The sequence below is a fragment of the Prochlorococcus sp. MIT 1341 genome, assembly GCF_034092415.1.
Classification (GTDB): Bacteria; Cyanobacteriota; Cyanobacteriia; order PCC-6307; family Cyanobiaceae; genus AG-363-P08.
In genome coordinates, this window is sequence record NZ_CP139304.1 from 1,144,092 (window position 1) to 1,168,104 (window position 24,013).

22 protein-coding genes and 2 pseudogenes are annotated in these 24,013 nt (G+C 41.6%); 7 read left to right on the forward strand and 17 right to left on the reverse strand.

The window, feature by feature from the left end:
* Positions 1-42: 42 nt before the first annotated feature.
* The 3 genes and pseudogenes from SOI84_RS05870 to gloA all read right to left on the reverse strand — a co-directional run.
* A pseudogene (locus tag SOI84_RS05870) lies at positions 43-2,184 on the reverse strand (ATP-dependent Clp protease ATP-binding subunit); the annotation flags it as partial.
* A 507-nt stretch (positions 2,185-2,691) separates the two neighbouring features.
* Positions 2,692-2,877 (reverse strand): annotated as a pseudogene (locus SOI84_RS10005) (Clp protease N-terminal domain-containing protein); the annotation flags it as partial.
* A 5-nt stretch (positions 2,878-2,882) separates the two neighbouring features.
* Positions 2,883-3,284 (reverse strand): lactoylglutathione lyase, encoded by a 402-nt coding sequence (gloA, locus tag SOI84_RS05875; RefSeq protein ID WP_320673638.1) that lies wholly within the window; start codon positions 3,282-3,284, stop codon positions 2,883-2,885.
* A 152-nt stretch (positions 3,285-3,436) separates the two neighbouring features.
* Here gloA and eno point away from each other — a divergent pair, with 152 nt between their 5' ends.
* On the forward strand, positions 3,437-4,732 hold the full coding sequence (gene eno / locus SOI84_RS05880) for a phosphopyruvate hydratase (protein ID WP_320673639.1): 1,296 nt from the start codon (positions 3,437-3,439) through the stop codon (positions 4,730-4,732).
* A gap of 35 nt (positions 4,733-4,767) precedes the next feature.
* Here eno and SOI84_RS05885 read toward each other — a convergent pair whose 3' ends face one another.
* The 6 genes from SOI84_RS05885 to SOI84_RS05910 all read right to left on the reverse strand — a co-directional run bounded on the left by SOI84_RS05885 (position 4,768) and on the right by SOI84_RS05910 (position 8,640).
* Positions 4,768-6,447, reverse strand: coding sequence for an AarF/ABC1/UbiB kinase family protein (locus SOI84_RS05885; protein ID WP_320673640.1), 1,680 nt, complete (start codon positions 6,445-6,447; stop codon positions 4,768-4,770).
* Between the two features lie 4 nt (positions 6,448-6,451).
* Positions 6,452-6,730: a hypothetical protein gene (locus tag SOI84_RS05890; protein ID WP_320673641.1), complete on the reverse strand. Its 279-nt coding sequence runs from the start codon at positions 6,728-6,730 to the stop codon at positions 6,452-6,454.
* A gap of 33 nt (positions 6,731-6,763) precedes the next feature.
* On the reverse strand, positions 6,764-7,258 hold the full coding sequence (locus tag SOI84_RS05895; protein ID WP_320673642.1) for a hypothetical protein: 495 nt from the start codon (positions 7,256-7,258) through the stop codon (positions 6,764-6,766).
* Between the two features lie 109 nt (positions 7,259-7,367).
* Positions 7,368-7,682, reverse strand: a complete 315-nt coding sequence (locus tag SOI84_RS05900; RefSeq protein ID WP_320673643.1) for a hypothetical protein — start codon at positions 7,680-7,682, stop codon at positions 7,368-7,370.
* A gap of 217 nt (positions 7,683-7,899) precedes the next feature.
* Positions 7,900-8,181 (reverse strand): RNA recognition motif-containing protein, encoded by a 282-nt coding sequence (locus SOI84_RS05905; RefSeq protein WP_320673644.1) that lies wholly within the window; start codon positions 8,179-8,181, stop codon positions 7,900-7,902.
* 201 nt (positions 8,182-8,382) lie between these two features.
* Positions 8,383-8,640, reverse strand: a complete 258-nt coding sequence (locus tag SOI84_RS05910; RefSeq protein WP_320675379.1) for a hypothetical protein — start codon at positions 8,638-8,640, stop codon at positions 8,383-8,385.
* A gap of 50 nt (positions 8,641-8,690) precedes the next feature.
* On the opposite strand from SOI84_RS05910, the gene SOI84_RS05915 reads away from it, so the two are divergent.
* The 3 genes from SOI84_RS05915 (at position 8,691) to SOI84_RS05925 (ending at position 12,636) form a co-directional block, all read left to right on the forward strand.
* Entirely contained in the window at positions 8,691-9,158 is a 468-nt protein-coding gene (locus tag SOI84_RS05915; protein WP_320673645.1) for a protein phosphatase, read from the forward strand.
* Positions 9,159-9,260: 102 nt separating this feature from the next.
* Positions 9,261-12,014, forward strand: coding sequence for a valine--tRNA ligase (locus SOI84_RS05920; protein ID WP_320675380.1), 2,754 nt, complete (start codon positions 9,261-9,263; stop codon positions 12,012-12,014).
* A gap of 13 nt (positions 12,015-12,027) precedes the next feature.
* Complete coding sequence (locus tag SOI84_RS05925; RefSeq protein ID WP_320673646.1) at positions 12,028-12,636, forward strand: TVP38/TMEM64 family protein; 609 nt, start codon at positions 12,028-12,030, stop codon at positions 12,634-12,636.
* A 169-nt stretch (positions 12,637-12,805) separates the two neighbouring features.
* Here the strand turns inward: SOI84_RS05925 and ligA are convergent, their stop codons facing one another.
* Together ligA and SOI84_RS05935 are read right to left on the reverse strand one after the other, a co-directional pair.
* The gene (gene ligA / locus SOI84_RS05930) at positions 12,806-14,908 is read right to left on the reverse strand and encodes an NAD-dependent DNA ligase LigA (RefSeq protein ID WP_320675381.1); all 2,103 of its coding nucleotides are present in this window, start codon (positions 14,906-14,908) and stop codon (positions 12,806-12,808) included.
* A gap of 21 nt (positions 14,909-14,929) precedes the next feature.
* Positions 14,930-15,349, reverse strand: a complete 420-nt coding sequence (locus tag SOI84_RS05935) for a hypothetical protein (protein ID WP_320673647.1) — start codon at positions 15,347-15,349, stop codon at positions 14,930-14,932.
* A 124-nt stretch (positions 15,350-15,473) separates the two neighbouring features.
* Here SOI84_RS05935 and SOI84_RS05940 point away from each other — a divergent pair, with 124 nt between their 5' ends.
* Together SOI84_RS05940 and SOI84_RS05945 are read left to right on the forward strand one after the other, a co-directional pair.
* Positions 15,474-16,022 (forward strand): SprT family zinc-dependent metalloprotease, encoded by a 549-nt coding sequence (locus SOI84_RS05940; protein WP_320673648.1) that lies wholly within the window; start codon positions 15,474-15,476, stop codon positions 16,020-16,022.
* Positions 16,023-16,128: 106 nt separating this feature from the next.
* Entirely contained in the window at positions 16,129-16,614 is a 486-nt protein-coding gene (locus SOI84_RS05945) for an RNA helicase (RefSeq protein WP_320673649.1), read from the forward strand.
* An 80-nt stretch (positions 16,615-16,694) separates the two neighbouring features.
* On the opposite strand, the gene SOI84_RS05950 is transcribed toward SOI84_RS05945, so the two are convergent.
* The 5 genes from SOI84_RS05950 to SOI84_RS05970 all read right to left on the reverse strand — a co-directional run bounded on the left by SOI84_RS05950 (position 16,695) and on the right by SOI84_RS05970 (position 22,238).
* Positions 16,695-17,261, reverse strand: coding sequence for a chorismate lyase (locus SOI84_RS05950; protein WP_320675383.1), 567 nt, complete (start codon positions 17,259-17,261; stop codon positions 16,695-16,697).
* 61 nt (positions 17,262-17,322) lie between these two features.
* Positions 17,323-19,284 (reverse strand): tRNA uridine-5-carboxymethylaminomethyl(34) synthesis enzyme MnmG, encoded by a 1,962-nt coding sequence (gene mnmG / locus SOI84_RS05955; protein ID WP_320673650.1) that lies wholly within the window; start codon positions 19,282-19,284, stop codon positions 17,323-17,325.
* Positions 19,285-19,332: 48 nt separating this feature from the next.
* Positions 19,333-20,691, reverse strand: coding sequence for a replicative DNA helicase (gene dnaB, locus SOI84_RS05960; RefSeq protein ID WP_320675384.1), 1,359 nt, complete (start codon positions 20,689-20,691; stop codon positions 19,333-19,335).
* A 117-nt stretch (positions 20,692-20,808) separates the two neighbouring features.
* Positions 20,809-21,267: a 50S ribosomal protein L9 gene (rplI, locus tag SOI84_RS05965; protein ID WP_320673651.1), complete on the reverse strand. Its 459-nt coding sequence runs from the start codon at positions 21,265-21,267 to the stop codon at positions 20,809-20,811.
* Between the two features lie 38 nt (positions 21,268-21,305).
* Positions 21,306-22,238, reverse strand: coding sequence for an acyl-CoA desaturase (locus tag SOI84_RS05970; protein WP_320673652.1), 933 nt, complete (start codon positions 22,236-22,238; stop codon positions 21,306-21,308).
* Between the two features lie 80 nt (positions 22,239-22,318).
* On the opposite strand from SOI84_RS05970, the gene SOI84_RS05975 reads away from it, so the two are divergent.
* Positions 22,319-23,050 carry a hypothetical protein gene (locus tag SOI84_RS05975; RefSeq protein ID WP_320673653.1) on the forward strand — a complete coding sequence of 244 codons (732 nt, stop codon included), beginning with the start codon at positions 22,319-22,321 and terminating at the stop codon, positions 23,048-23,050.
* Here the strand turns inward: SOI84_RS05975 and SOI84_RS05980 are convergent.
* Complete coding sequence (locus SOI84_RS05980) at positions 23,029-23,940, reverse strand: acyl-CoA desaturase (protein ID WP_320673654.1); 912 nt, start codon at positions 23,938-23,940, stop codon at positions 23,029-23,031. The genes SOI84_RS05975 and SOI84_RS05980 overlap by 22 nt on opposite strands.
* Between the last annotated feature and the right edge of the window lie 73 nt (positions 23,941-24,013).

Genomic DNA, 24,013 nt, shown 5'->3' on the forward strand with positions numbered 1-24,013 from the left:
GCACACTCGGGCAGGCTGATACATTAACGGATTAAGGTTGACTTAGTCTTCTGGAACAAAAAGAAAGGGTTCTGACTGGCTCATACCAACCTTTACACGTAAAGCACCAAAACCTTTAAAGCGCTCCTCCAACAATTCAGTAGCCAAAGGATTTTCAAGCCTTCTTCGCAATACTCGCCTTAAGGGGCGGGCTCCATATTCAGGCTGATATCCCTCAGCGGCAAGAGAAACAACAACTTGATCATCGACTCTTAACTCAAGTTCCTGTTCCGCAAGTAAAGAAGCAAGATCAGCTAATTGAAGTCGAACAATCTTCTGAAGATGATTTGGCTGAAGAGGAAGGAATCGGATAACTTCATCAATTCGATTTAAAAATTCGGGACGAAACTGCTTTGCCAGAGAGAGGTCAACCTGCTTTTTCAAAATTTGCTCCAGCGCGACAGAATCTCCATCTTCCTTTTCAGCCAACCTTGCTTTTTCTAAGATTTCTCGACTTGCAAGATTGCTCGTCATAACAATTACCGTATGACGGAAATCAACTGTCCTCCCTTGCGAATCAGTTAAACGTCCATCATCAAGCACCTGTAAAAGTAAATTAAAAACATCTGGATGAGCCTTCTCTATTTCATCTAAAAGCAAAACTGCATAGGGCCGTCTTCGAACAGCTTCAGTAAGTTGACCCCCTTCTTCATATCCAACATAACCAGGTGGTGCGCCCAAAAGGCGTGCTACTGCATTCCTTTCCATAAACTCACTCATATCTAACCTCACCAGAGCATCTTCTTCATCAAACAAAGAAGATGCCAAAGCCTTAGCTAATTCTGTCTTACCAACGCCAGTAGGGCCTAAAAAAAGAAATGATCCAACTGGCCTACGAGGATCTTTCATCCCTGCCCTGGCCCTCCTTATAGCTGCAGAAACAGCCTTAATAGCTTCCAGTTGACCCACAACTCTTTCAGACAAATAATCCTCGAGTTCTAACAGCTTTTGTCTTTCCCCAGCCAATAACCTCTGAACTGGTATACCTGTCCACCGAGCCACTACATCCGCAACATCTTCTGGCTCAACCTGTTCACGAAGCAATGCTGTTCCTGCTGCTTGGGCTTTGGCTAAAGCATTCTCTAACTCTGATCGTCGTTGTTGTACAACAGTAAGGTGGTCATATTGCAACCTAGCGGCATCCTCAAGATCACCTAAATGTTCAGCTTCAGCAATAGCAGTACGGAGATCTTCATCCTGTTGAAGAAGCTTTCTTAACTCAATAACCTGATCCAATTCCTGTTGCCAATTCTCCTTCAGATCAGATAAATAAGAGGCAGCCGAAAGACGTGCTTTTTGTAGCTCCATTCTTTCTGATTGTTTTGCCTCATTAGAAGCCAGCAAAGCCATTTCAATACGACGTAGCTCTACCTCAGCCTCCTCAACAACCTGTGGCTTGGAAGTGACTTCCATCTTCAATTGAGCAGAAGCTTCATCAATCAAATCAATAGCTTTATCAGGCAAACAACGATCACTTATATAACGATCTGCTAAACGATTGGCCGCCTGAACAGCAGCATCAGTAATTGCAACCCCATGATGCAGTTCATATCTTTCTTTCAAACCACGCAAAATCTGAAGACTTAGATCCAGGCTGGGCTCCTTAATGTCAACCTGCTGAAAACGACGACTAAAGGCCTGATCCTTTTCGATCGATCTACGATAATTTTCTGAAGTTGTAGCTCCTATACACCTCAAATCACCTCTTGCAAGAAGTGGTTTTAACAAACTTCCGGCATCAGAACTAGACCTATCATTACTTACTAAAGCATGTAACTCATCAATAAAAAGAATTACACCTGCATCTGGATCACTCACCTCAGTCAAAACTGCTCTTAATCGCTCTTCAAATTGACCCCGGAATTTCGCGCCAGCAATTAATGCCCCTAAATCAAGGGCAACCAATCTCAGCCCTTTCAGTAAATCAGGAACATCCCCATTAACAATTCGTTGGGCTAAAAGCTCAACAATTGCTGTCTTCCCTACACCCGGGGCTCCTATAAGCACGGGATTATTCTTACCCCTTCGCGAAAGAACCTTGATCAACCTACGAATCTCAGGATCGCGACCAATAACAGGATCTAGTTCCCCTTGCTGTGCAGCTGATGTCAAATCTCGACCATACAAATCAATAGCCTTTGGCTCTTGAACTAACTCCAAGGAAGATGACTCAGGAGAAGTTTTGGTTGATTCTGAAATCAGTCCAGATTCCAAAGAAGTTGTTTGCTCATTAGTATTTACCCTTGGCGAGGTTGTTTGCTTATTGGTATTTACCCTTGGCGCGGTTGTTTGCTTATTGGTATTTACCCTTGAAGTTGCCTTGTCTGGTGGAGATGCAACACGAGAAAATTTACTTTTACTAGATGCATTTGGCAGTCGCCTCAATTCCACTTCTAATCTTTGTCCAGGTAGCCCAAGCTCATCAAATAACTCTGCGCCAATTCTAGAATCTTTACCTAACGCGATTAGGAGATGGGAAACATCAATTAATCGAGAGCCCCAACGCACTCGGGAACGCTCAGCCTCTTCAAGTAAGTTTTCCAAGTCTTCCCCAACAAATAATTCGTCACTACGTGACATTGGCTGGTCAGCCATAAACGCTTCTAAACGATCTAACAACTCTGCATTGTCAATAGGAAGACCATCTAACCAATTTTTATAGGAAATATCACTAAAAAGAGCCTGCATTAAATGCTCTACATCAAGATCCTGATGACGCCATCTGCGAGCCAAATCTTGCGCAGCCAACAAAAGATCCCATGCATCGTCACTAAAAAGATCAGGCTGTGTTGTGAGGCTACCCTGATTAGAAAATCTAGTCCCAGTCTGGAAATTCATCAGCTTTAGATCACAGCCTGACGGGAATTCATCTGAATCAGTTCGATCTTGTAACCATCTGGATCCTCAACAAATGCAATCACAGTATTTCCATGTTTCATTGGTCCAGGATCTCTTACCACAATGCCCCCTCGTTCTGCTATCGCAGTACAAGCTGACCAAATATCATCAACTCCCAATGCAATGTGCCCATAACCTTCCCCAAGCTCATAATTATCTTTGTCCCAGTTGTGCGTTAATTCCAACACAGTATTCTCACTTTCATCCCCATACCCAACAAATGCCAGAGTAAAGCGTCCAGACGGGTAATCCTTACGCCTTAAAAGGCTCATACCCAATACCTCGGTATAAAAAATCAAAGACCTCTCAAGGTCTCCAACTCTGAGCATCGTGTGCAACATCCGCATAACTATCGACTCTGAACACCGAGCCAGCTAAGTTCATTCTGCTCTTACAAAGAGCTTGGTCCACCCATATGAAGATCTAGTAGTGCAATCGCACATATTGCTAGACCAGTGGGAGACCAAACAAGTTCATACAAAAACATTACCTATCAATTGTGATCGATTCCCTCGACCTTGTCATTGATACCATTTTTGCCAGAGAGGTTCTTGACTCTCGAGGTAACCCAACCGTCGAAGCCGATGTCCTACTAGAAGGAGGTGCTCTTGGTAGAGCAATCGTTCCGAGCGGGGCCAGCACAGGTGCCCACGAAGCGCACGAGATGCGAGATGGTGAAACCAGATATATGGGAAAGGGAGTAACAAAAGCTATTAATGCTATTCAAGAGCAAATTTCCCCCTCGCTCTGTGGTCTGGTTGCACATGATCAAGCAACTATTGACCAAGCAATGAAAGATCTAGATGGAACTACCAACAAATCAAATCTTGGTGCTAACGCAATCCTGGCTGTAAGCATCGCAACTGCCAGAGCCTGTGCAAATGGATTGGGATTACCTCTTTATCGATATTTGGGGGGACCTATGGCATCACTACTTCCAGTTCCTTTAATGAACGTTATTAACGGTGGGGCACATGCTGAAAATAATCTTGACTTCCAAGAATTCATGCTAGTTCCACATGGTGCGACATCCTTTCGAGAAGCACTCCAAATGGGTGCTGAGGTCTTTCACACCCTGAAATCTTTACTAGTTGAACAAGGCCTATCAACTGCTGTTGGAGATGAAGGTGGCTTCGCTCCAAATTTGACCAGTAATAATGCAGCAGGAGAGCTCCTAGTAGATGCAATTGAAAAAGCAGGATATAAGGCAGGTGAACAAATATCATTGGCCTTAGATGTTGCAAGTACAGAATTCTTCAAAAATGGAAAATATGTTTTTGGAGGAAATAGCTACTCCAGTCAAGAAATGGTAAATGAATTAGCAAAATTAACTCGTGCATATCCAATTATTTCGATTGAAGATGGACTAGCTGAGGATGACTGGGAAGGCTGGGAAATACTAACTAAAGAACTGGGTGAAAATATTCAACTTGTTGGCGATGATCTATTTGTGACCAATACCGAAAGACTCCAAAAAGGAATCACACAAAATATAGCAAATTCAATTTTAATAAAGGTAAATCAAATAGGTTCTCTCACAGAAACACTGGAAGCCATAAACTTAGCAACCAAATCTGGCTATACGAGTGTTATTAGTCATCGTAGTGGTGAAACAGAAGATACAACTATTGCAGATCTTGCTGTAGCGACACGTTCAGGACAAATTAAAACTGGCTCACTAAGTAGGAGTGAAAGAGTTGCTAAATATAATCAACTTCTACGAATAGAGGATGAACTAGGAAGCCAGAGCAAATATGCAGGAATGACTGGAGAAGGTCCTATAGGCTTAGCTTAATGGTTGAACTTGCTGAAATTTTTTACAAATCAATATCATCTAGCAGATGATATTTTCTTATCCAAGCGAGCCTCCCTCCTTAGTTTAATCTGCAATTTTAGCCAACTAAATAATACTGGAATCGAAATAATGATTGGTATACCAGCAAACCTAGGCTGGTTACTTAAAAACAGTAGCGATGCAGAGATAGCAAAGCTGCCTAGCAAAACTGATTGACTGAATGACTGCTGAACATTGACCATGCGACGAAATTGTCTATCTGATTCACCCATTCGAATTTGCAATTGCAAATCTCCTTGTTCAAGTCTTTCAAGACTTTCATCAAGCCGTCTTGGCAGAGCCACGGCGCGACTCCCTATTTCGCCAACCTGACGGCCTAATTCATTGAACAAGTCATTCGGCCCAGAGCTACTCGAATTCATAAGTGGAAGAAAATAAGGCTTGGCAATAGACATCAGGTTAAAGCCCGGATCAAGGCTCCTGCCAACTCCTTCAAAAGTAGATAACGCACGCATAACGAAAATTAACTCAACAGGAATGCGAAAAGGTTGTCCATAAACCAGGTCATAAATATCGCCAGATAATTTCTCCATCAGCTTTGAATTAAATGGAGGTGTCAATATCTCCCGAAACATCAGTCTCACCAAACGTCGTACAGGCCCCAACTCAACATCAACAGCAATAACACCTGCAGCTTGCAATTCATTAACTAGAGCAGTCGCATCTTGTCTAGCTGCTGCACGAACCATTGCCCCTAACCTTTTGCGAAGGCGATCAGAGACTGAGCCCATCATTCCAAAATCGTAATAAATCAATGCACCATCACTTGCTACAGCAAGGTTTCCAGGGTGGGGATCAGCATGAAAGAAACCGTACCTAACTAATTGTTGTAGGTAGCTTGCTGCTCCTATCTCCGCTACATCAGAAGGCTTTACACCTAGCTCCAAGATTGATTGTCGATCATTAACTTTTATGCCAGGCAAATAATCAAGACAAAGAATACGCCGGGTACTTAAGTTCCAAACAACTGAAGGTACACGTATTTGCGGATCATCTAAAAATTGCTGTCGAAAACGAGCTGCAAACTGCGCTTCCTGCCGAAAATCAAGTTCTCGTAGTAACACTCTTCTACATTCCTTAGCTATGCCAATCAAATCTCTTCCACGTCCCCAAGTTGGATGTCGTTGCAAGACTGCAGCAACATCTTGCATTACATCTAAGTCAAGGCGAAATAACTTCTCAAGGCCTGGTCTTTGAACCTTAAAAACAACCTGACGACCATTGCGTAATTTGGCGAGATGAACTTGAGCTAACGAAGCTGCACCTAGAGGGTGTTGTTCCAAATCACGAATATCTAGACATCTCGCTCCTAATTCCTCCTTAAGCAAAGTCTGAACCTGACTAAAAGCAAATGGTGGCACCTTATCTTGAAGTTCAGCCAACTCAACTATCCATCCAGAAGGTAGGACATCCGGTCTCGCCGATAGAAGTTGGCCTAGTTTAATAAATGCAGACCCAAGCCGAATTAGCTCTGAAGCAAGCCATTTAGCTCTTATTTGTTGACGTATTTCACGTCTAGACCTACTAAATCCCCTGCAATATGTCCAAGGACGGCTATCCCACCAAAGAAAAATAATTAAGCACAAAAATGTTGCCCATATTCTTATAGCCCGTATTCCACGGTTTACAGTATCAAAAAAATCTACAGCAATCATCAAGTCAGATATCTAACTTGTGGCTTAAGTCGGCTACCTTGGAACGAAGCCGATCAACTATTTCCTGGGGTTGATCAATATCTGTTGGGCAGAAAGAACTAACATCCTCTACCACTTCCTCTGATGAGGATTCTTGCTCCATCAAATCGGCCTCAGTGATCACTTCTTCGTAAAACAGCTTTAGTTCGTGGCGTAAGCGGTCTGGTCCCTCTCTAACCAGCCTCTCAGTTCGTGCGAAAAAACGCTTCAATGTGGCTTGAATCAAAAAATCTGGTGAACTCATAAAACGTAAATAATGCACTTCAAAAATTGTGCTCTAGGGCACCTTAGGCAAATCTTTTGGAAGGAAGAAAGTCCTTGCAGAAGGGAACCTAGGTACCCAAGGAATACTAGGAAGAGAAGTCCAACCATTTTCTGGTTGTTTGCTTAAAACTTTGGATAGTTTCTCAACTTTGCTTGACTGAACCAAATCAAGGACAGAGCGACTTTCTTCAGGTGAATTAACAAAATCATTGATCTCACTGGCACTGGCCACAGATCTCATTGAACCCTGCGTATCGATCAAATAAGAACCTGGAAGCAATTCTGAACTTTTACCATCATGAAGATTGCGAAGTGTCTCCAAGTCAACTCCAGAAAAAACCTTCTCTTCAAAGTATTGGTATTGCAATGAATTTTTTGGACTACCAAGGCTAATTAAACGCTGTGTAATTCCATAACCAACAGCGAAGCATCCACCTGCTACTAGTGGTCCCAACCAAAACCGAGGACGCTTATTTGAGGATTGATTAGCTTTTCTTGAAGATTCCAAAATAGTTACTCACCTTAAACTATTCAGATATTTTTAAAATGTGTTTATATTTTACACACAAACTAATCACCAATCGTCGAAAAAGTAAATAAAATTTTGAAAACTGAATTTAAGAATCTTTATCTGTGTCTATAGCAAATCTTGCCTGCAAGGCCATGGAAAGATGTACCTCTAAAGCCCCTAATGCCATAGCCTGCTTAGGTTTCAAATCTTTAATGATTGAAGGATGTTTAGTCCGTAATGTCTCAACAATTGTTTTACTCATATTCGTCCATTCGGCCAAAATTATTTTGAAGCTCTCCTCCTTCGCATTGGATTCAGGCAAATCATTGCTAGAAGAGTAACTTTCTTTTAAGGCTGAAAGCAATAATGAGTTCAAGTCTTTATGACTGATCTCATTCGGTACCGAAGAAAACTCAGCCATGGATTCTCCATCTTTTATTTACTTATAAAACATTTTAAATGAAAAACAGATTCAGCACGGTGCGACACTTGGCGAAATAACCGATACATCCGAATAAATACTTAGCAGATTTGTTAAGGAAGAGAGTTCATTTAAATCAATAAGCTAGAGAATAGAGATCTAGTGTCAGGGATAATTTTGGGGCATTTACCTATGGTCAAACGCCTCAGAAAGTTAGTCAGTATTTTCTAGCTCCATGCTTGGCAGAAGATTGAAGTTGATTCTCTCGGTCTTCAAGAATTGTTCTCAACCATTTTGCCCCTAGAGCTGGGGAAATTGTTCGGTCGTGTAGAAAATCACAAATCCATGAATACAAAGGCCCAGCATTTGTTTCACAATTAAACCTTTCTTCAAATGAAAGTACCTGTTCCTTAGTCTTGCAAGCTCGCAACTGATCAACAATCGCTTCTCGCACCCCCTTGTGCAGCACTTCTGGAGGCTGGGTATTTGTAAGGGTCATGGCTCTAGAGGTAATGATTGGGTATTCACCCACTACTTCATGATTAGCTCCTTTCTTGGTAAATGCGCAAGTACATTTAAACCATCTATGTTAAAACCTAGTCTCTTTAAGCTCTTGATTTAGCCCAAAAGGGCCTTTAGCAATTCCTCACCCCTGTAGAATTGTGAATACATAAAGATTATCCTGGGCCAATTCAACCGGTTATTCTTCAGGGAAAAGCAAACTAGCCAATTCATCAGCATCTACGTCATATACTCTTGCAAGACTAGTTTCTATTGCACTAGTTACCTCACCAGATAAAAAGCGCATGGAATTCAAGGCATCTTCAGTTATGTCTTCTGTAAGCAACTGGTCCTCGCTTTCCAATTTTTCATCATTAATTACGGCCATTACCCAACTTTGATAGGCATAAACCAAATCAGAAAACTCGAGTTCAGGGTCATTCAAATCCAAAGTCATTTCTAAATGCCGGTTCGAAGGCAACACCAGTCTGAATATTAAAAGAAAGAATGTCCTCCATCGACGCCTCTCTAAAAACTAACCTCCAAGGAAAGCTTTTTGATTTAGCCTTATTAGAGTTAGTAAAGAATTATCGCGAAAGCTTCGAACCTCTCTGGAGTACAGATAGTTGGGTGAAATTCCTTATCTTGCTTGCGCTGAAATCTGGCTTATCGGGAGAACAAGAATCTCTAGAATTTTTTGCAGAATCAATAGGACATAGGGTGACGTCAAAAATGCGACGTGTTTTTTTCGAAAGAACACTTGAAGAACAAGGGCTGCTATTGATGGCAGATCCCTCCGAAGCACAGGTCTTAATAATGCCCACTGCCGCTGAAACAGAAATCACTGAACAGCTAGCATCAGATGCACTTAGGCTAGTTGGGCTTGCAGACAGAACTGTTGCTGATCCCACACTTTGGGAAAGTCATGACTCTTTGCTCGCAATCCCTTGGAAATTCCCTTATAAAAAAAGCTGAATTTTTAGCAATCGGACCATAAATCAGTCGCACTTTGCGACCATGGTCAAAGTGCTTTCTACTTCCGCCTTGACTGAGCTGAACGCCAAAGCTGAATCCTCTATGGAGAAAGAGACTTCACTGCCTAAAACCTATGACCCAGTAGGTACCGAAAACCGTTGGCAAAATGCCTGGGAAGAAAATGGTGCCTTTCACCCTGAAGCGAATTCATCTGCAGAACCATTTTGTGTGGTAATTCCACCTCCAAACGTGACAGGTACCCTGCACATGGGTCATGCATTCAATACAGCCTTAATAGACACGATTGTTCGCTTTCAACGTTTACAAGGGAAAAATGTACTTTGTCTTCCTGGAACAGATCACGCCTCAATTGCTGTACAAACACTTCTTGAGAAACAACTAAAAAAAGAAAACATAGATTGCTCAAAACTAGGACGGGATTTCTTCCTCAAACGTGCCTGGGCATGGAAAGCCGAAAGCGGAGGCAACATAGTTCGCCAACTTCGAAGATTGGGTTATTCCGTAGATTGGGAAAGAGAACGGTTTACCCTTGACGAAGGCCTTAGCAAAGCTGTCAGAGAAGCCTTTATTCGTTTACACGATCTAGGTTTAATCTACCGAGGAGAATATCTCGTAAATTGGTGTCCTGCTTCTGGTTCAGCAGTCAGCGACCTAGAAGTAGAAATGAAAGAGATAGATGGTTTCCTTTGGCATTTTCGCTATCCCCTTAAAGAAAAATCAGACCATTCAAATTACATTGAAGTTGCTACTACGCGTCCCGAAACCTTGCTAGGTGACACTGCCGTTGCAGTTAACCCCTCAGATGAACGCTACAAACATCTAATCGGCAAAACCTTAATCGTCCCATTTTTGAACCGTGAAATCCCTTTAATTGCAGATAATCATGTAGATAAAGAATTCGGCACGGGTTGCGTAAAAGTCACTCCCGCGCATGACCCTAACGATTTTGCAATTGGACAAAGGCACCAATTACCACAAATCAACATAATGAATAAAGATGGCAGCATGAACAAAAATGCTGGTCGCTTTGCAGGGCTAGAACGTTTTGAAGCACGTAAAGCTGTTATACAAGCTCTAGAAGATTCCAATTTACTAATCGAGGCAAAACCTCATAGACATAACGTTCCCTATTCTGAACGAGGGAAAGTTCCTGTTGAGCCACTTTTATCAACACAGTGGTTCGTACGCATGGAACCAATTGCATCTAAAACTCGAGATCATCTAGAGAAAAGAGAACCAAATTTCGTTCCAAAAAGATGGGAAAAAGTTTATCGAAACTGGCTACTCGACATAAGAGACTGGTGCATAAGTAGACAACTCTGGTGGGGGCACCGCATACCTGCATGGTTTGTTGTCAGCGAAACAAAAGGAGAGGTGACAAACGCAACCCCCTACGTAATCGCTCATTCAACAAACGAAGCCTTAATTAAAGCTAAAAAGAAATTTGGCGAATCATGTGTGATTCAACAAGATGAAGATGTTTTAGACACTTGGTTTTCAAGTGGTCTATGGCCTTTTTCAACGTTGGGCTGGCCTGACGAATCAAATGATGACCTTTCTTGCTGGTTTCCTACAAGCACACTCGTAACGGGTTTCGATATCATTTTTTTCTGGGTTGCAAGGATGACAATGTTATCTGTGATATTTACCAAGAAAATACCATTTAAAGATGTATATATTCACGGGTTAGTTAGAGATGAAAAAAACCAAAAAATGAGCAAAAGTGCTGGCAATGGAATTGATCCTTTATTATTAATAGAAAGATATGGAGCTGACGCCCTAAGATTTGCACTCGTACGGGAAGTGGCTGGTGCGGGACAAGACATAAGATTGGATTACGACCGGAACAAAGACACTTCTATAACCGTAGAAGCATCAAGAAACTTTGCTAATAAATTATGGAATGCAACAAGATTCGTACTACTACAGAAATCTCATCAAAACGAAGACCTTGATCAAATTATTAACCCAGATGATCTCAAGCTGTCAGACCGATGGATACTATCTAGACTTGCAACAGCTAACCAAGAAACTTGCAAACGATATCAAACATATAACCTTGGAGAAGCTGCAAAAGGTCTTTACGAATTTGCATGGAACGACTTCTGTGATTGGTATCTAGAATTAATTAAAAAGCGCATTAATCCCGATGAAAAAGAATCTCTTAAAGATCAGAAAATAGCCCAAAAGATACTTCATAAGGTCCTTACAGAGTTATTGATAATGCTTAATCCACTTATGCCTCATCTAACAGAAGAACTTTGGCATAGCATTACAAATAATTCTCATAGAGAATTTTTATCTCTACAAGCTTGGCCAGTACTAGACAAAAGTTATATTGACACAACCCTGGAAGAATCTTTTGAAAATATTATTGGCGCAATAAGAGTAATTAGAAATCTACGAGCACTTGCAGAATTAAAGCCCTCTCTAAGTGCTCCTGTAAGGCTGGTAACACCTCGAAAGGAAATAGCCAAGATCCTGAAAGAAGCAAAAGATGAGATCAAAAACCTTACTCGTGCTAGCAAGATTGAGATACTAGACCCTGAAGAATTAAAAAATAATCCATCAAATAAAGCTCTTGCAGGAGTAACAGGAGATCTACAAGTACTACTTCTAGTAGATGGATCTATAGATCTTTCAGCACTTCATAGTCGTTTAGAAAAAGATATCACTAAAGCTGAAAAAGATATTAAAAATCTATCTTCTAGGCTTAATAATAAGAACTTTACCTCTAAAGCTCCAAAAGAAATTATAAATGAATGCAAAGCCAAACTTACCGAGGCGCAAACTCAAGCAGCATTAGCAAAAAAACGGCTGTCTGACCTTTCTTAAGGTAAAAAGAAAAATGAATCCAATAGAGAATATCCTGCCATTCTTGCAAACTCCTTTAGGAACTTTATTATTTATCCCCTTATATGCGCTTTGGGTCTCCATTCTTCTACCAGGAATTTGGGCATCAATGCTTGCAGGTGCGTTGTATGGGACATGGATAGGAAGCTGCATAGTATTTATAGGAGCATGTATTGGGGCTTTTATCAGTTTCCTTCTAGGGAGAACTCTCCTCAGAAACTGGGCTCAGCAAAAATTATCTAAAAATGCCAAATTACTAGTGATTGAGAAAGCAGTAAATAAAGAAGGTTTAAAACTAATTTTGCTAACTCGTTTATCCCCAATCTTCCCATTTAGCCTATTGAATTTAGCGTATGGACTAAGCAAGATTAGTATTAAGGACTATTCGATTGGGTTAATAGGAATACTTCCAGGTACAATATTATTTTGCAATCTTGGTTCTCTTGCTGGGACTCTTAGTAATTTCAATGAAATATTAGAAAATAATGAAAATAGTTTCAGTTTATTGTTAAAAGTCATTGGTATTTTCGCCACCCTAGCTATTATTATTTTAATTAGTCGCACTTCAACCAAAATACTTCAAGAGTTAGATTCACTAGATTGATCAGGATTGGTTAAAAAGAAATCTCGGAGAGTAGCAAAGACAACAAACCATACAAGTCGAACCCTCGAAAAAACCCCCTGTTGTCTTGACAGCTCTACAAATTTCATACGACCGCATGGGGTTTTAATTAGATCATTAATTCTAATTTGGAAAATCACTTTGCAGCATCCTAGTGTGAGATTGGGCTGTCAGGGTTTAGTAGATCCATTAAACCTATTTCATCAATAATTCTAATTCCTAGTCTCTCTGCCTTGATGCGCTTATTGCCAGTTTTATTTCCAGCCACTAAATAATCCGTTTTACTACTAACAGAAGAACTTACTTTCCCTCCTGCTTCCTCTATCAAGATCTCAGCCTGGTTCCGATTCAGAGAGTTCATGATACCGGTGAGTACAAAAGTTCTTCCTTCTAAAGGCTTAGGAAGATCTTCTTGATGAGCTGAGGCCTTTTCTAAAACATCTACCTTCCCAAGAGAAAAACCTACCTCTTTTAAATCAAACAAAATCTTTTGATTAGAGTCCTTAGAAAACCATTCTTTTAGAGAAGAAGCGATCTCGGGGCCAATCCCACTAATTGATTGAACTGCATCAAAGTTATTACTTACAGCACTTGACAACTGATCAGAATTTTGAAACTTTTTAGCCAAAGACTTTGCATTCACGGCCCCAACATGATCAATTCCTAATCCATATAACTGTCTATGCCAAGGCTGCTTCTTAGATGCATCAAGAGAAGAAATCAAATTCGAAGCAGACTTTGGTCCCATACGGTCCAAACTTGTTAATGCATGAAGATCCAGCCTATAAAGATCAGCGATGGAATGAACTAAAGATGATGCCACTAACTGATGAATAAGCTTAGTCCCAAAGCCTTCAACATCTAACGAGGACTTACTCACCCAATGCCGCAAGACGCCACGCAAAATTGCTGGGCAAGCAGTATTCATACAACGAGTAACCGATTTCCCCAACTCCCTTTCTAATTCTGAGAAACACTCAGGACATTGATTAGGTATTATCAATCTCTTGGCAAATGATGGCCGAAGTTCTTTTAAAACACGAACAACCGCTGGAATAATCTCTCCAGACTTTCTAACAACAACTGTATCACCACTACAAAGATCTAAATCCGCAATACGGTCTGCATTATGCAATGTTGCTCGACTTACAGAAGTGCCCGCCAATAAAACTGGTTCAAATATTGCTATGGGAGTAACAGCACCTGTCCTTCCTACTTGAAAAGTAATTCTTATCAATTTACTTGGTACTTCTTCTGCCGCAAACTTCAATGCAATAGCCCAACGTGGTGCCTTCTGAGTAAAACCAGCACTTGATTGCAATGAAAAATCATTCACTTTAATTACAAGGCCATCAGTTGCATATGGCAGTTGATCCCTATCAGAAGCCCACTTATTTGAAAACGCTCTAACCTGATCAAGGTTTTGAATAAAAGCAGCATGAGGATTAACTTTAAAACCAACTCTTTTTAACCAGCTCAACGCCTCCCACTGGCAAGTAAGATTGAGAAAAGAATCATCTCGAGAATTCAAATCTGGAGATAAATGAACTGTATATGCAAAAAAATCAAGACCTCTTGAAGCAACTACCTGAGGGTCTAACTGTCGCAAAGTGCCTGCACAGGCATTGCGCGGATTTGCAAAAAGCACCTCTCCACGTCCTTCACGTTCAAGATTTATCCTTGAAAAAACTGCATCTGGCATAAAAGCTTCGCCTCGCACTTCTACCCATGGAGGAGGGTCTTTTATCAGTAAACGAAGTGGAATCGAAGAAATAGTTCTAACATTAGTAGTAATATCTTCTCCCTCCTCTCCGTCTCCTCTAGTTGCTGCTCTAAGCAAAATCCCATCTTGATATGTCAAAGCAAGAGCATTGCCATCAATTTTTAATTCAGCCACCATTGAGGCTTCTGAACTTAATTTTTCTCTATTGATCTTTCCCTGCAGAGTTTTATTTAATCGTTTATGCCAAGAAGCAAATTCTTCAAAAGAAAATACATTATCCAAACTAAATAGGGGGACTCGATGTCTAACTCTTTGAAAGCGCTCAACAGGCTCTCCACCTATTCTCTGAGTTGGACTATCAGAAGTTTTTAATTCAGGGTGTTTTCCTTCTAAATCAATTAGCTCCTTATAAAGACGATCATAAACAGAATCATTGATAAGAGGCTCATCTAGAACGTAATAAGCATGAGCTGCGTTATTCAAAAGAATGCGCAGTTCTTCTACGCGCTCAATAATGGATCTAGGCGTCAGTTTCACAACATATTTTAATTATTAGCTACTCACATCAACGATTCGGTCTATCCGCCAGGACTCCTCAACCTTAACAAAAGTGAAATCCAAAGGTAGTTCATCTTTATTTTCAGCTTTAAGCTTGAGGGTCAAGATAATTTTCCCTTCCTGAATTCTCGGCCTACCAGACTTAAGATTGCTATAACGATTCAACTTAAGATCAACCAAGAATTTGATGAATTGCTGACGGTTGACATGTTGTCGATAACTTTTGGAAGTCAAACGATATGCAGCATCAACCCTTCCTGCAGCTATCTGATTGAAAAACTGCTTCACCATTGGGTTGATGCCCCTTGCATTAAAAACAAGCTTTGCTGCAGTAAAAGTCCAATAAAGGACAAGAGCTCCAGCACCTCCCAAAAGAGCCTTTGTTCCAATCTCCTTAACTAATACCCCATCCATTGGAAAAGCAGCAAATGACTAGTGAGTGTTTCAGAAACACTCTAAAAAAATTAATCTTATCTGACCTACCCAATTAGAGGCAGACTATGCGCAAATTTGCTAACGGAATTAAGTACCGATATCCATGCCCCTAATCCCTTTGCTACCAATCTTTCATAGACTGAGCAAAAAGCACTTTAATGGGGCTCTAGTCAAGCAGTCAAAGCCAATCATCGATATACGTTGGAGTGACGGGCGATTGCGTAAGACCGCAGGGTTTTACAGAAGAAAGCACTTTTCAGATGGCAGACAAAACTGCGAAATAGTTCTATCTCAACCATTGCTTGGACCACTTCCTCAAAGCGCTATTGAAAGTACCCTATGCCACGAAATGATCCATGCATGGATTGATTTAATTCTAAAGATCAATGAAGGTCATGGACCCCATTTTCGGGCTCGTATGGCAGCAATTAATGCAACGGAAAAAAACTTCCAAGTAAGTGTTTGTCACAAATTTCCAGTACCCAGCACAAAGCATAAATGGATAGCTATCTGTCCCTCCTGTGGAATGCAGTCCCCTTATCTACGCCGTGTCCCCACTGCTGCATGCAAATACTGTTGTAACAAACATCATGGAGGGAAATGGAATCCAAGATTTCTTCTAACCTTTCAAGCAATAAACCATGAGACATGATTTGGCTGTTTTCTTATGGGTCCTCCAACTAAGTGGAATCTCTATTGCTTTCATTGGTTGGCAAAGAGAATACTGGCTAAAGCGTCATGAACGCTAAGTTCAAACTATGAATAGAAACTCGCATCCACGTCAAAGATCACGAGACCCCTTAGATCGCAGAGTTGATCAATGGCTGGAGACAGGCCGTCAATTTGTGGATGGTGTAGCAGGAACCAAGCCTGGTCAGCGAAAATACGGTCGTTCTGAAAGGCGCTCAGAATCCAACCTAACAACAGTAGGACGCTGGGTGGGCAACAAGTTGGACTGGTTCCTTGAAGAAGAAGAAGATTGGCTAGAAGAGCTAGGCGTTAATAATCAAAACGAAGCGTCAAAAACGAAAAGGCCCTTAGACGCAATCTCTAGAAGAATGACCCCTATGCTGCCCCCGAGACCTCAACAAAAAGACGACTGGCCAAACGAAAATATTTTTAAAGTCAATCGCTGGGAAAGAAACGAATCCTTGAGAGATCAAGCTCAAACGCCCAAAAACAAAAACCATGTCCAAACACATGAGAAACGCTCTCTCCCAAAATCAAACCGAAGACGAAGATAAGTAATTCTTTGATAAAAAATTTAGTCCAACTACTATCCCAAGATTTGCCAAGAAATCCAAAAGCGTCTGAAACGAATTAATTATTCCAAGAGGAATCCCCTACGAGGAACAGGACCTAGCCATGTTTCTAATAAAGGGCTAAACACCTCTCGAATAACAGTCAATTCCTTTTCTTGACGAAAAAAACGATAGTGCCTACTCCAAAAAGGACCTTCAAGACCAAAACCTTGTTCTAACCATGATGCACTTACCAAAGCCAATCCATCCACCTCACGAAAAAGTTCTGATCGACCTTTTGTCAAACTATGCCAAATAGGCTGATTTCGATTGCTCAGATGATGATCAGCCTCCTTTTTATTCCACCAACTTTCCGCCCAAGCAAGAGTATTAGTTCCACAATTCAGCCACACTTGTCTTCGTAATAGCGGAGGCCTCAACTCACTTACCTCTCTAGGTAAGGAACTGTTTTGCTTCTGATCTAGTTCCGATTCCATAGCTATCAACTGCACTTGAACTTCATCTCCAGTCAATAATCTCAGGTGTCGAGTTGGACTTCCATCACCCAACAACATCATCCTCCATGGGCCTGGTAATTGCGAAGGTCCATCTCCAGACATAACTGCCTTAGATGGGGCTTCCCATATGATTTCTGGGGAAATGAATAGCGGCGAAGATCTACTCAGAGGTCCTTCCGAAAGCAAAGCGAGACTATCCCTTCTTAGCCGATGCTGGGAGTTCACGACGGTTCTTAAGCTTCAACCAAACTAAAAGAGCAGCTAAATCAGCCTTACTCACCCCAGGCAATTGAGCTGCATGACCAAAGCTTAAAGGACGAATTTGTGTCAACTTCTCTCTGGCTTCATTGGAGAGTGTATGAATACTTTGATAATTAATATCTATAGGGATAGGTCGCTGACGTTGCTTTTTCATGTAGTCAATTTGTTGTTGTTGACGTTGAAGGTAGCCACTGTATTTAATATCAATCTCCGCTCCGTCTCTAACTGCAAGTGGTAAAGAGGAATCAGCTAATCCATAGCGTAAAAGATCTTTGCTATGTACACCCGGCCTTCTAAGTAAATTAGCAAGTGTTATTGAGCCTTTAATCGGCGCACCTGTTTCAAACTCCACAGTAGCTGCAATTGGATCATTAGCTGATAAACGTTCCTTTTCAAGACGCATCTTTTCCTTGTCTAATGCAATCTGTTTATCTTGAAAAATTTGCCAACGGCGATCATCTATGAGTCCAATCTCACGTCCAATTGGTGTCATCCGTCTATCAGCATTGTCCCCTCGTAATAACAAACGATATTCGCTCCTACTAGTAAGAACTCTATATGGTTCTCTTAAATCTTTAGTAACCAAATCATCAATCATTGTTCCTATATAACTTCCTTCGCGTGGAAACAAAAATTTTGCCTCCCCCTTAACCATTCGAGCTGCATTAAGACCAGCAACAAGACCTTGTGCTGATGCCTCTTCATAGCCAGTCGTTCCATTTAGTTGGCCCGCTCCAAAAAGTCCACTTACTCGCTTGGTTTCCAAAGAATGCGTTAATTGAGTTGCAGGAAGATAGGTGTAATCAACCGCATATGCAGGTCTCAGCATCACACAATTTTCCAATCCAGGAAGAGTTCTCAACAACTCAAGCTGCAAGCGTTCAGGAAGACCTGTTGAAAACCCCTGAACATATATCTCTGGAGTATTTAATCCTTCAGGCTCAAGAAAAATTTGATGTGATGACTTATCTGTAAATCTAACAATTTTGTCCTCAATAGAAGGGCAATAACGTGGCCCTTTGCTATCAACAAATCCGCCATAAATTGGGGTTAAATGAAGATTTTCTTTAATCAGCTTGTGGGTAGCAGTAGTCGTTCGAGTGATATGACAACTAATCTGTTCACCTGAAACCCATACAGCAGGATCAAATGAAAAAAAATGATCTTCCGCGTCACTTGGTTGTTCTTCAAGGGTATTAAGGGAAATACTCCTCCGATCTACACGCGGAGGAGTGCCAGTCTTTAAGCGATCAGTATCAAAGCCTAAATTTACAAGTGCCTCACCCAATCCCTCAGACGCTTGTTCACCTGCACGCCCAGCAGACATGGATTGATTTCCAATCCATATTTTCCCATCTAAAAAAGTGCCCGTTGTGAGGATTACGGCTTTTGCGCCAACAACACTGCCAAAATAAGTTCTAATTCCTCTAATACGTGCTAATGCACCTTTAGAAGGGTCCCAATTTTGAATAGCTTCTGGGGTTTCACCTTCTATTTCCAATCCTGTAACCATAGCTTCGCGTATAGCTAGGTTGGGGGTAGCTTGAAGCAACTCAAGCATTTTTCTCGCATATAGTCTTTTATCCGTCTGCGCCCGAAGCGCCCATACTGCAGGACCTCTACTTGAATTCAAGACCCTTTTTTGGATAGCAGTTGCATCGGCTATTCGTCCAATCACTCCACCTAATCCATCAACCTCATGAACTAGTTGACTTTTAGCCGGACCTCCAACTGCTGGATTACAAGGCTGCCATGCAATCCGATCAAGATTAAGTGTAAATAATGCAGTGGAAAGTCCTAACCGAGCGGTTGTAATTGCTGCCTCACATCCCGCATGACCACCTCCAACGACAATCACATCGAATTCTTCTGTTAGCTCATCAAGTTTGCTCATTGGTTCTGTATCGTTCTCGGCAATCTGAGAATTCAGAAAAATCAAACCCTAAGCAGCAAGATTCCGAAAACGCGTGAATTGAGGCTCAAATAGAAGCTTGACTGTACCAACAGGTCCATTTCTGTGCTTGGTAACTATGACTTCAGTTATTCCTCTATCTGTTGTCTCAGGATTGTAATACTCATCTCGATAAATCATTAAAACCAAATCAGCATCCTGCTCAATTGAGCCAGACTCTCTAAGGTCACTAAGCATTGGTCGCTTATTTGTACGAGATTCAACACCTCGACTTAGCTGAGACAAAGCAACCACAGGAACCTTCAACTCTCTTGCCATCCCTTTCAGTCCCCTAGTGATCCTAGAAAGTTCTTGAACACGATTGTCGGGTGTAGAACCCTCCATCAGCTGTAAATAGTCAATCACTATTAAACCCAATTCTTTACCTTGTTCTGCCATAAGACGTCTGCACAAAGAACGCATTTCCAAAACTCCAGAATTAGGTTTGTCATCAATAAAAATTGGCAACTGACCAAGGGTATTAATCCCTTGTCCAAGTAAAGGCCACTCATCCTCCTGTAATCGACCCGTCCTTAAACGACCACTTTCAATCCCTAACTCCATAGAAAGCAAACGATAAGTAAGCTGCTCTTTGCTCATCTCTAAACTAAAAACACAAACTGGAAGGCTATGAAGTTGCGCAACATTCTTAGCCAGATTCAAAACGATCGAAGTTTTTCCCATCGCTGGCCTTCCAGCAACAATGATCAAATCACTCCTTTGTAAGCCCTGAGTCATTGCATCTAAATCGTAAAAATTAACTGGAATTCCAGCAACAGAAGTCCCCAAGGATCTACTTTCAATCTCATTAAATGTGCTAGTAAGAATTTCTGATGTGGGCGTTAAGCCCTTCGATGGTTTTTCCTGACTAATCGCAAAGATTGTCTGCTCAGCTTTATCAAGAAGCTCATCCATAGGCATGGTTTGCTCAAAACCAAGTTGAATAACTTCATTACCAGAACGTATCAATTGCCGGCGCAAAAACTTATCTAGGACCAACCGAGCAACCTGCTCAATAGAGGCCGTTGAAGCAACACGTTCAACTAATTCAATAAGACGCTTGCTCCCTCCGACCTTGTCTAAAGCACCCGTGTCAGCAAGCCATGCAGTCATTGCAGTCAAATCAGTCGGCTTGCCTTGGCTATGCAACATCACAGCTGTCCTAAAAATCTCTCGATGAGCGTTCAGGTAAAAAGCCTCCGGCTGAAGCAAATCAGCCACTCGACTAATTGCATCCGGATCAAGCAGTATTCCGCCTAAAACCGATTCCTCGGCCTCCAAATTTTGCGGAGGTAAAAGATCCGGGGGTGATTCAAAACGAGGTTCTAGAGAATCAAGCCTCCTTCCCATAGGCTCTGAACCCTTGCCATTGGTATCAAAATTTTTTGATGATTTAGGAGGAACCATATGAAAACTTCAAAACTAACCGAAACCTACTTTGACTTGACAATCCAACCTTGCAACAAATCAGTAACTAACAACTTCAAGATTGATCTCTGCAGTGACATCAGTATGAAGCTTGACCTGAACTTTGTAACTTCCAACACGATGGATTTCAGGGACAGTGATATTTCTTCTGTCTACCTCCTTTTTCGTAGCTTCTTGAATGACCTGCGCGACATCCCCATTGGTCACTGTGCCAAATAAAACTTCATCCTCCCCAATTTGTTTCTTGACAGTAAACCTTCCGATAGTGACAAGGGCAGTTTGAAAATCAATTGCTTCTTGTTTAAGTGCTGCTTCATGCTCAGCCTGCTTAGCCCTCCGATGAGCGACCTGTTTCAACACCGCGGGAGTAACGGGTAGAGCTTTCCCAAAAGGTAATAAAAAGTTCCTTGCATATCCAGGAGCAACCTCAACCAGATCTCCGTTCTTGCCAAGGCTAAGAATATCCTCATTAAGAACTACTTGTACTCGCTTAGCCATAGCGCCTAAAAAGAATTGAACATGTACTTCACCTAACCCTAATACTTAGCAGGCAATCTAATCTTGCTGGCCAAACCAAGAAACCTAAGAAGACGTATATGCTGCCAGGTCAAGTCTACTTGTCCTGCTTGGAGACCTTGTAGAGCTGAGTTAGGGTATGCATGATGATTGTTGTGCCAACCCTCCCCAAAAGTCAGAGCTGCTACCCAAGGATTGTTCTTAGAATTATCACCACTGTCATAGACCTCACTGCCCCAACAATGCGTAGCAGAATTAACTAACCAAGTAACGTGATAAACCAAAACTAAACGAAGTGGTATTCCCCAAAGAACCATTGACCAGCCGCCTACTCCATTAATCGTACCAATCCAAAAAAGCATTGCCCCTAAAGGGACTTGAAGCAAGAGAAAATTTTTATTCAGCCAACGATAATAAGGGTCCCTATATAAATCTCCGCTTAATCGAGAAACAGCTTTCATCGCAGGAATAGGTTGAAACATCCATCCCATATGACTCCACCAAAAACCTCTATGACTGTTGTGATGGTCCGCATCAGTATCAGAAAAAGTATGGTGATGACGGTGTAGGCCTACCCAGTCAATAGGTCCATGTTGACAACTCAATGCACCACAAGTAGCAAAAAATCGCTCTAACCATCTTGGAACTCGAAATGAGCGATGAGAAAGAAGCCTGTGATAACCAAGGGTGACGCCCAAGCATGCCGTCACCCAATACAAAATCAACAAAGCTGAAACAGCTTGAAAACTCCAAAATTTTGGGAATAGAGCAAATACTGTTAATAAATGGATAACGATCATGAAGCCAATCGTTCCCCAGCGCTTTTGTTCTTTTTTCCAGTGCTTCGTAATACCTGTTGAAGAGACTTGCAACTTTTCGGAATATTCCATTGCCTTACGGGAGGCTACAGGCCTAGACAAAGGAGCTGGGGCAGCAAACACACCTGAAGCCATGAGCAATCCGCAAACGGTCCGGATATAATAATAGATCAGGATCCGTATCATCCGGCAAGCATGATCTTGAATCTTATTTCTTGAGCATTGGATTTCGCGATCGGCTGTCAGATGGACGGCGGGCAATGGCCCATCTCATCCATGTATGGCATGAGAGGAATGGTTGGTCGCATAAAATTCTGCCCGCACTTGCAGAAGCATTAGACCTCGGAAAAGTTCATAGTTCTCAAATATCCAATCTCAGAAATGGAAAGCTTTCCTCGCCTGGTCCAGAAGTTTTCTTAGCTCTGGCTCAAGCCAATGAAGTGCTTTTTGCAGGGATCGAAAATGTAGAAGAGCATTTAGCAGAAGTTCATCCAGAATTACTTGATGTACTTTCAAAGGCCTCCCAACCTTTGGCAGGTGATGATGGCAAACCATTAGGAGCTGGAAAATTATTCGAAATTTTTATCGGCTTAGCCCCCTTACCCAATTGCTTTGATTGGTATATCGAAGATGAAGAGGCGATAGGGCTAAGTGCAGCACTGGCAGAATATTTATGCGCTGGCAAAACATGGCGTAATTGCCGCGAAACAGTAATGGCAGCCTATCCAATAGACAAATTATCTAGACGAGAACGTTTTGCAGCAGTAATGGCAGGCATTAAGGACTACAGCGCCGAAGATCTTGATGGAGAATTACTTGACTTAAATGCAACCCATATTGCTCTAGGTGGAAACCCGAAACAAGGCGCCAATGACTTCTTAAATAATCTTCGTATTGAATCAAAAAAAATCAAGGAAAGAAATTCTCATGGAAGATATTTCGCCTGACGGACTTGACGCGCTAATCCTAAGTTTCTCAATAGTTTTATATGTTGCCATGTGAAATCAAATTCAAACCATCGCAATCCATGACGGGCACTCATTGGATAAGCATGATGGTTATTATGCCAACCCTCTCCAAATGAAAAAATAGCAACCCACCAACAATTAGTAGACAAATCTGGCGAATCAAAATTTCTATAGCCAAATTTATGTGTAGCAGAATTGACTAACCAAGTCACATGGTAAACAACAACTAATCTCAAGGGAACTCCCCATAAAAATAGACCTAAGCCTCCTCCATGAACCTGAGTTAAATTCCCCACCCAATAAAGGGCTAATCCAAGAGGTATTTGTAACAGCAAAAACCAATGATCAAGCCAACAGTAAAAGGGGTCTTGGACTAGATCACCAACAAATTTATCACTTATACGAAGAGCAGGTATCTCATGCAACATCCACTCACTATGACTCCACCAAAAACCACGACCAGCATCATGATGGTCATTTGGCTGATCAGAAAACTTATGATGATGCCTGTGGAGTGCAACCCATTCAATAGGCCCACTTTGACAAGCTAAAGATCCCATAAAAACAAATATTCTCTCAACCCAGACTGGTGTATCAAAACTCCTATGAGCGAGAAGTCTATGCAAGCCAAGCGTTACGCCTAAAACCGTTACCCAATAAAGGAAAGAAAAAGCTAAAACAGCTGGCAAGCTCCAAAACCTTGGAAGCAAGGCAAAAACAGCAGCCACGTGCATCAAAAACATAAAGCCTGTTGTCCCAGCTCTAAATTTTCTTTGAGACAAAGGCAACCGTTTCCGTCGTAAACCAATCCCCTCTCTTAATCGCAGCTCCCTACTAGTCTTTTGGGATACTGAAATATCTGATACCAAAGCAAACCCCCTAGATTGAAACTGCGTTCAGTACAAGATCACAAGAGAACGTACTGAATAGCAACAAGGAGAA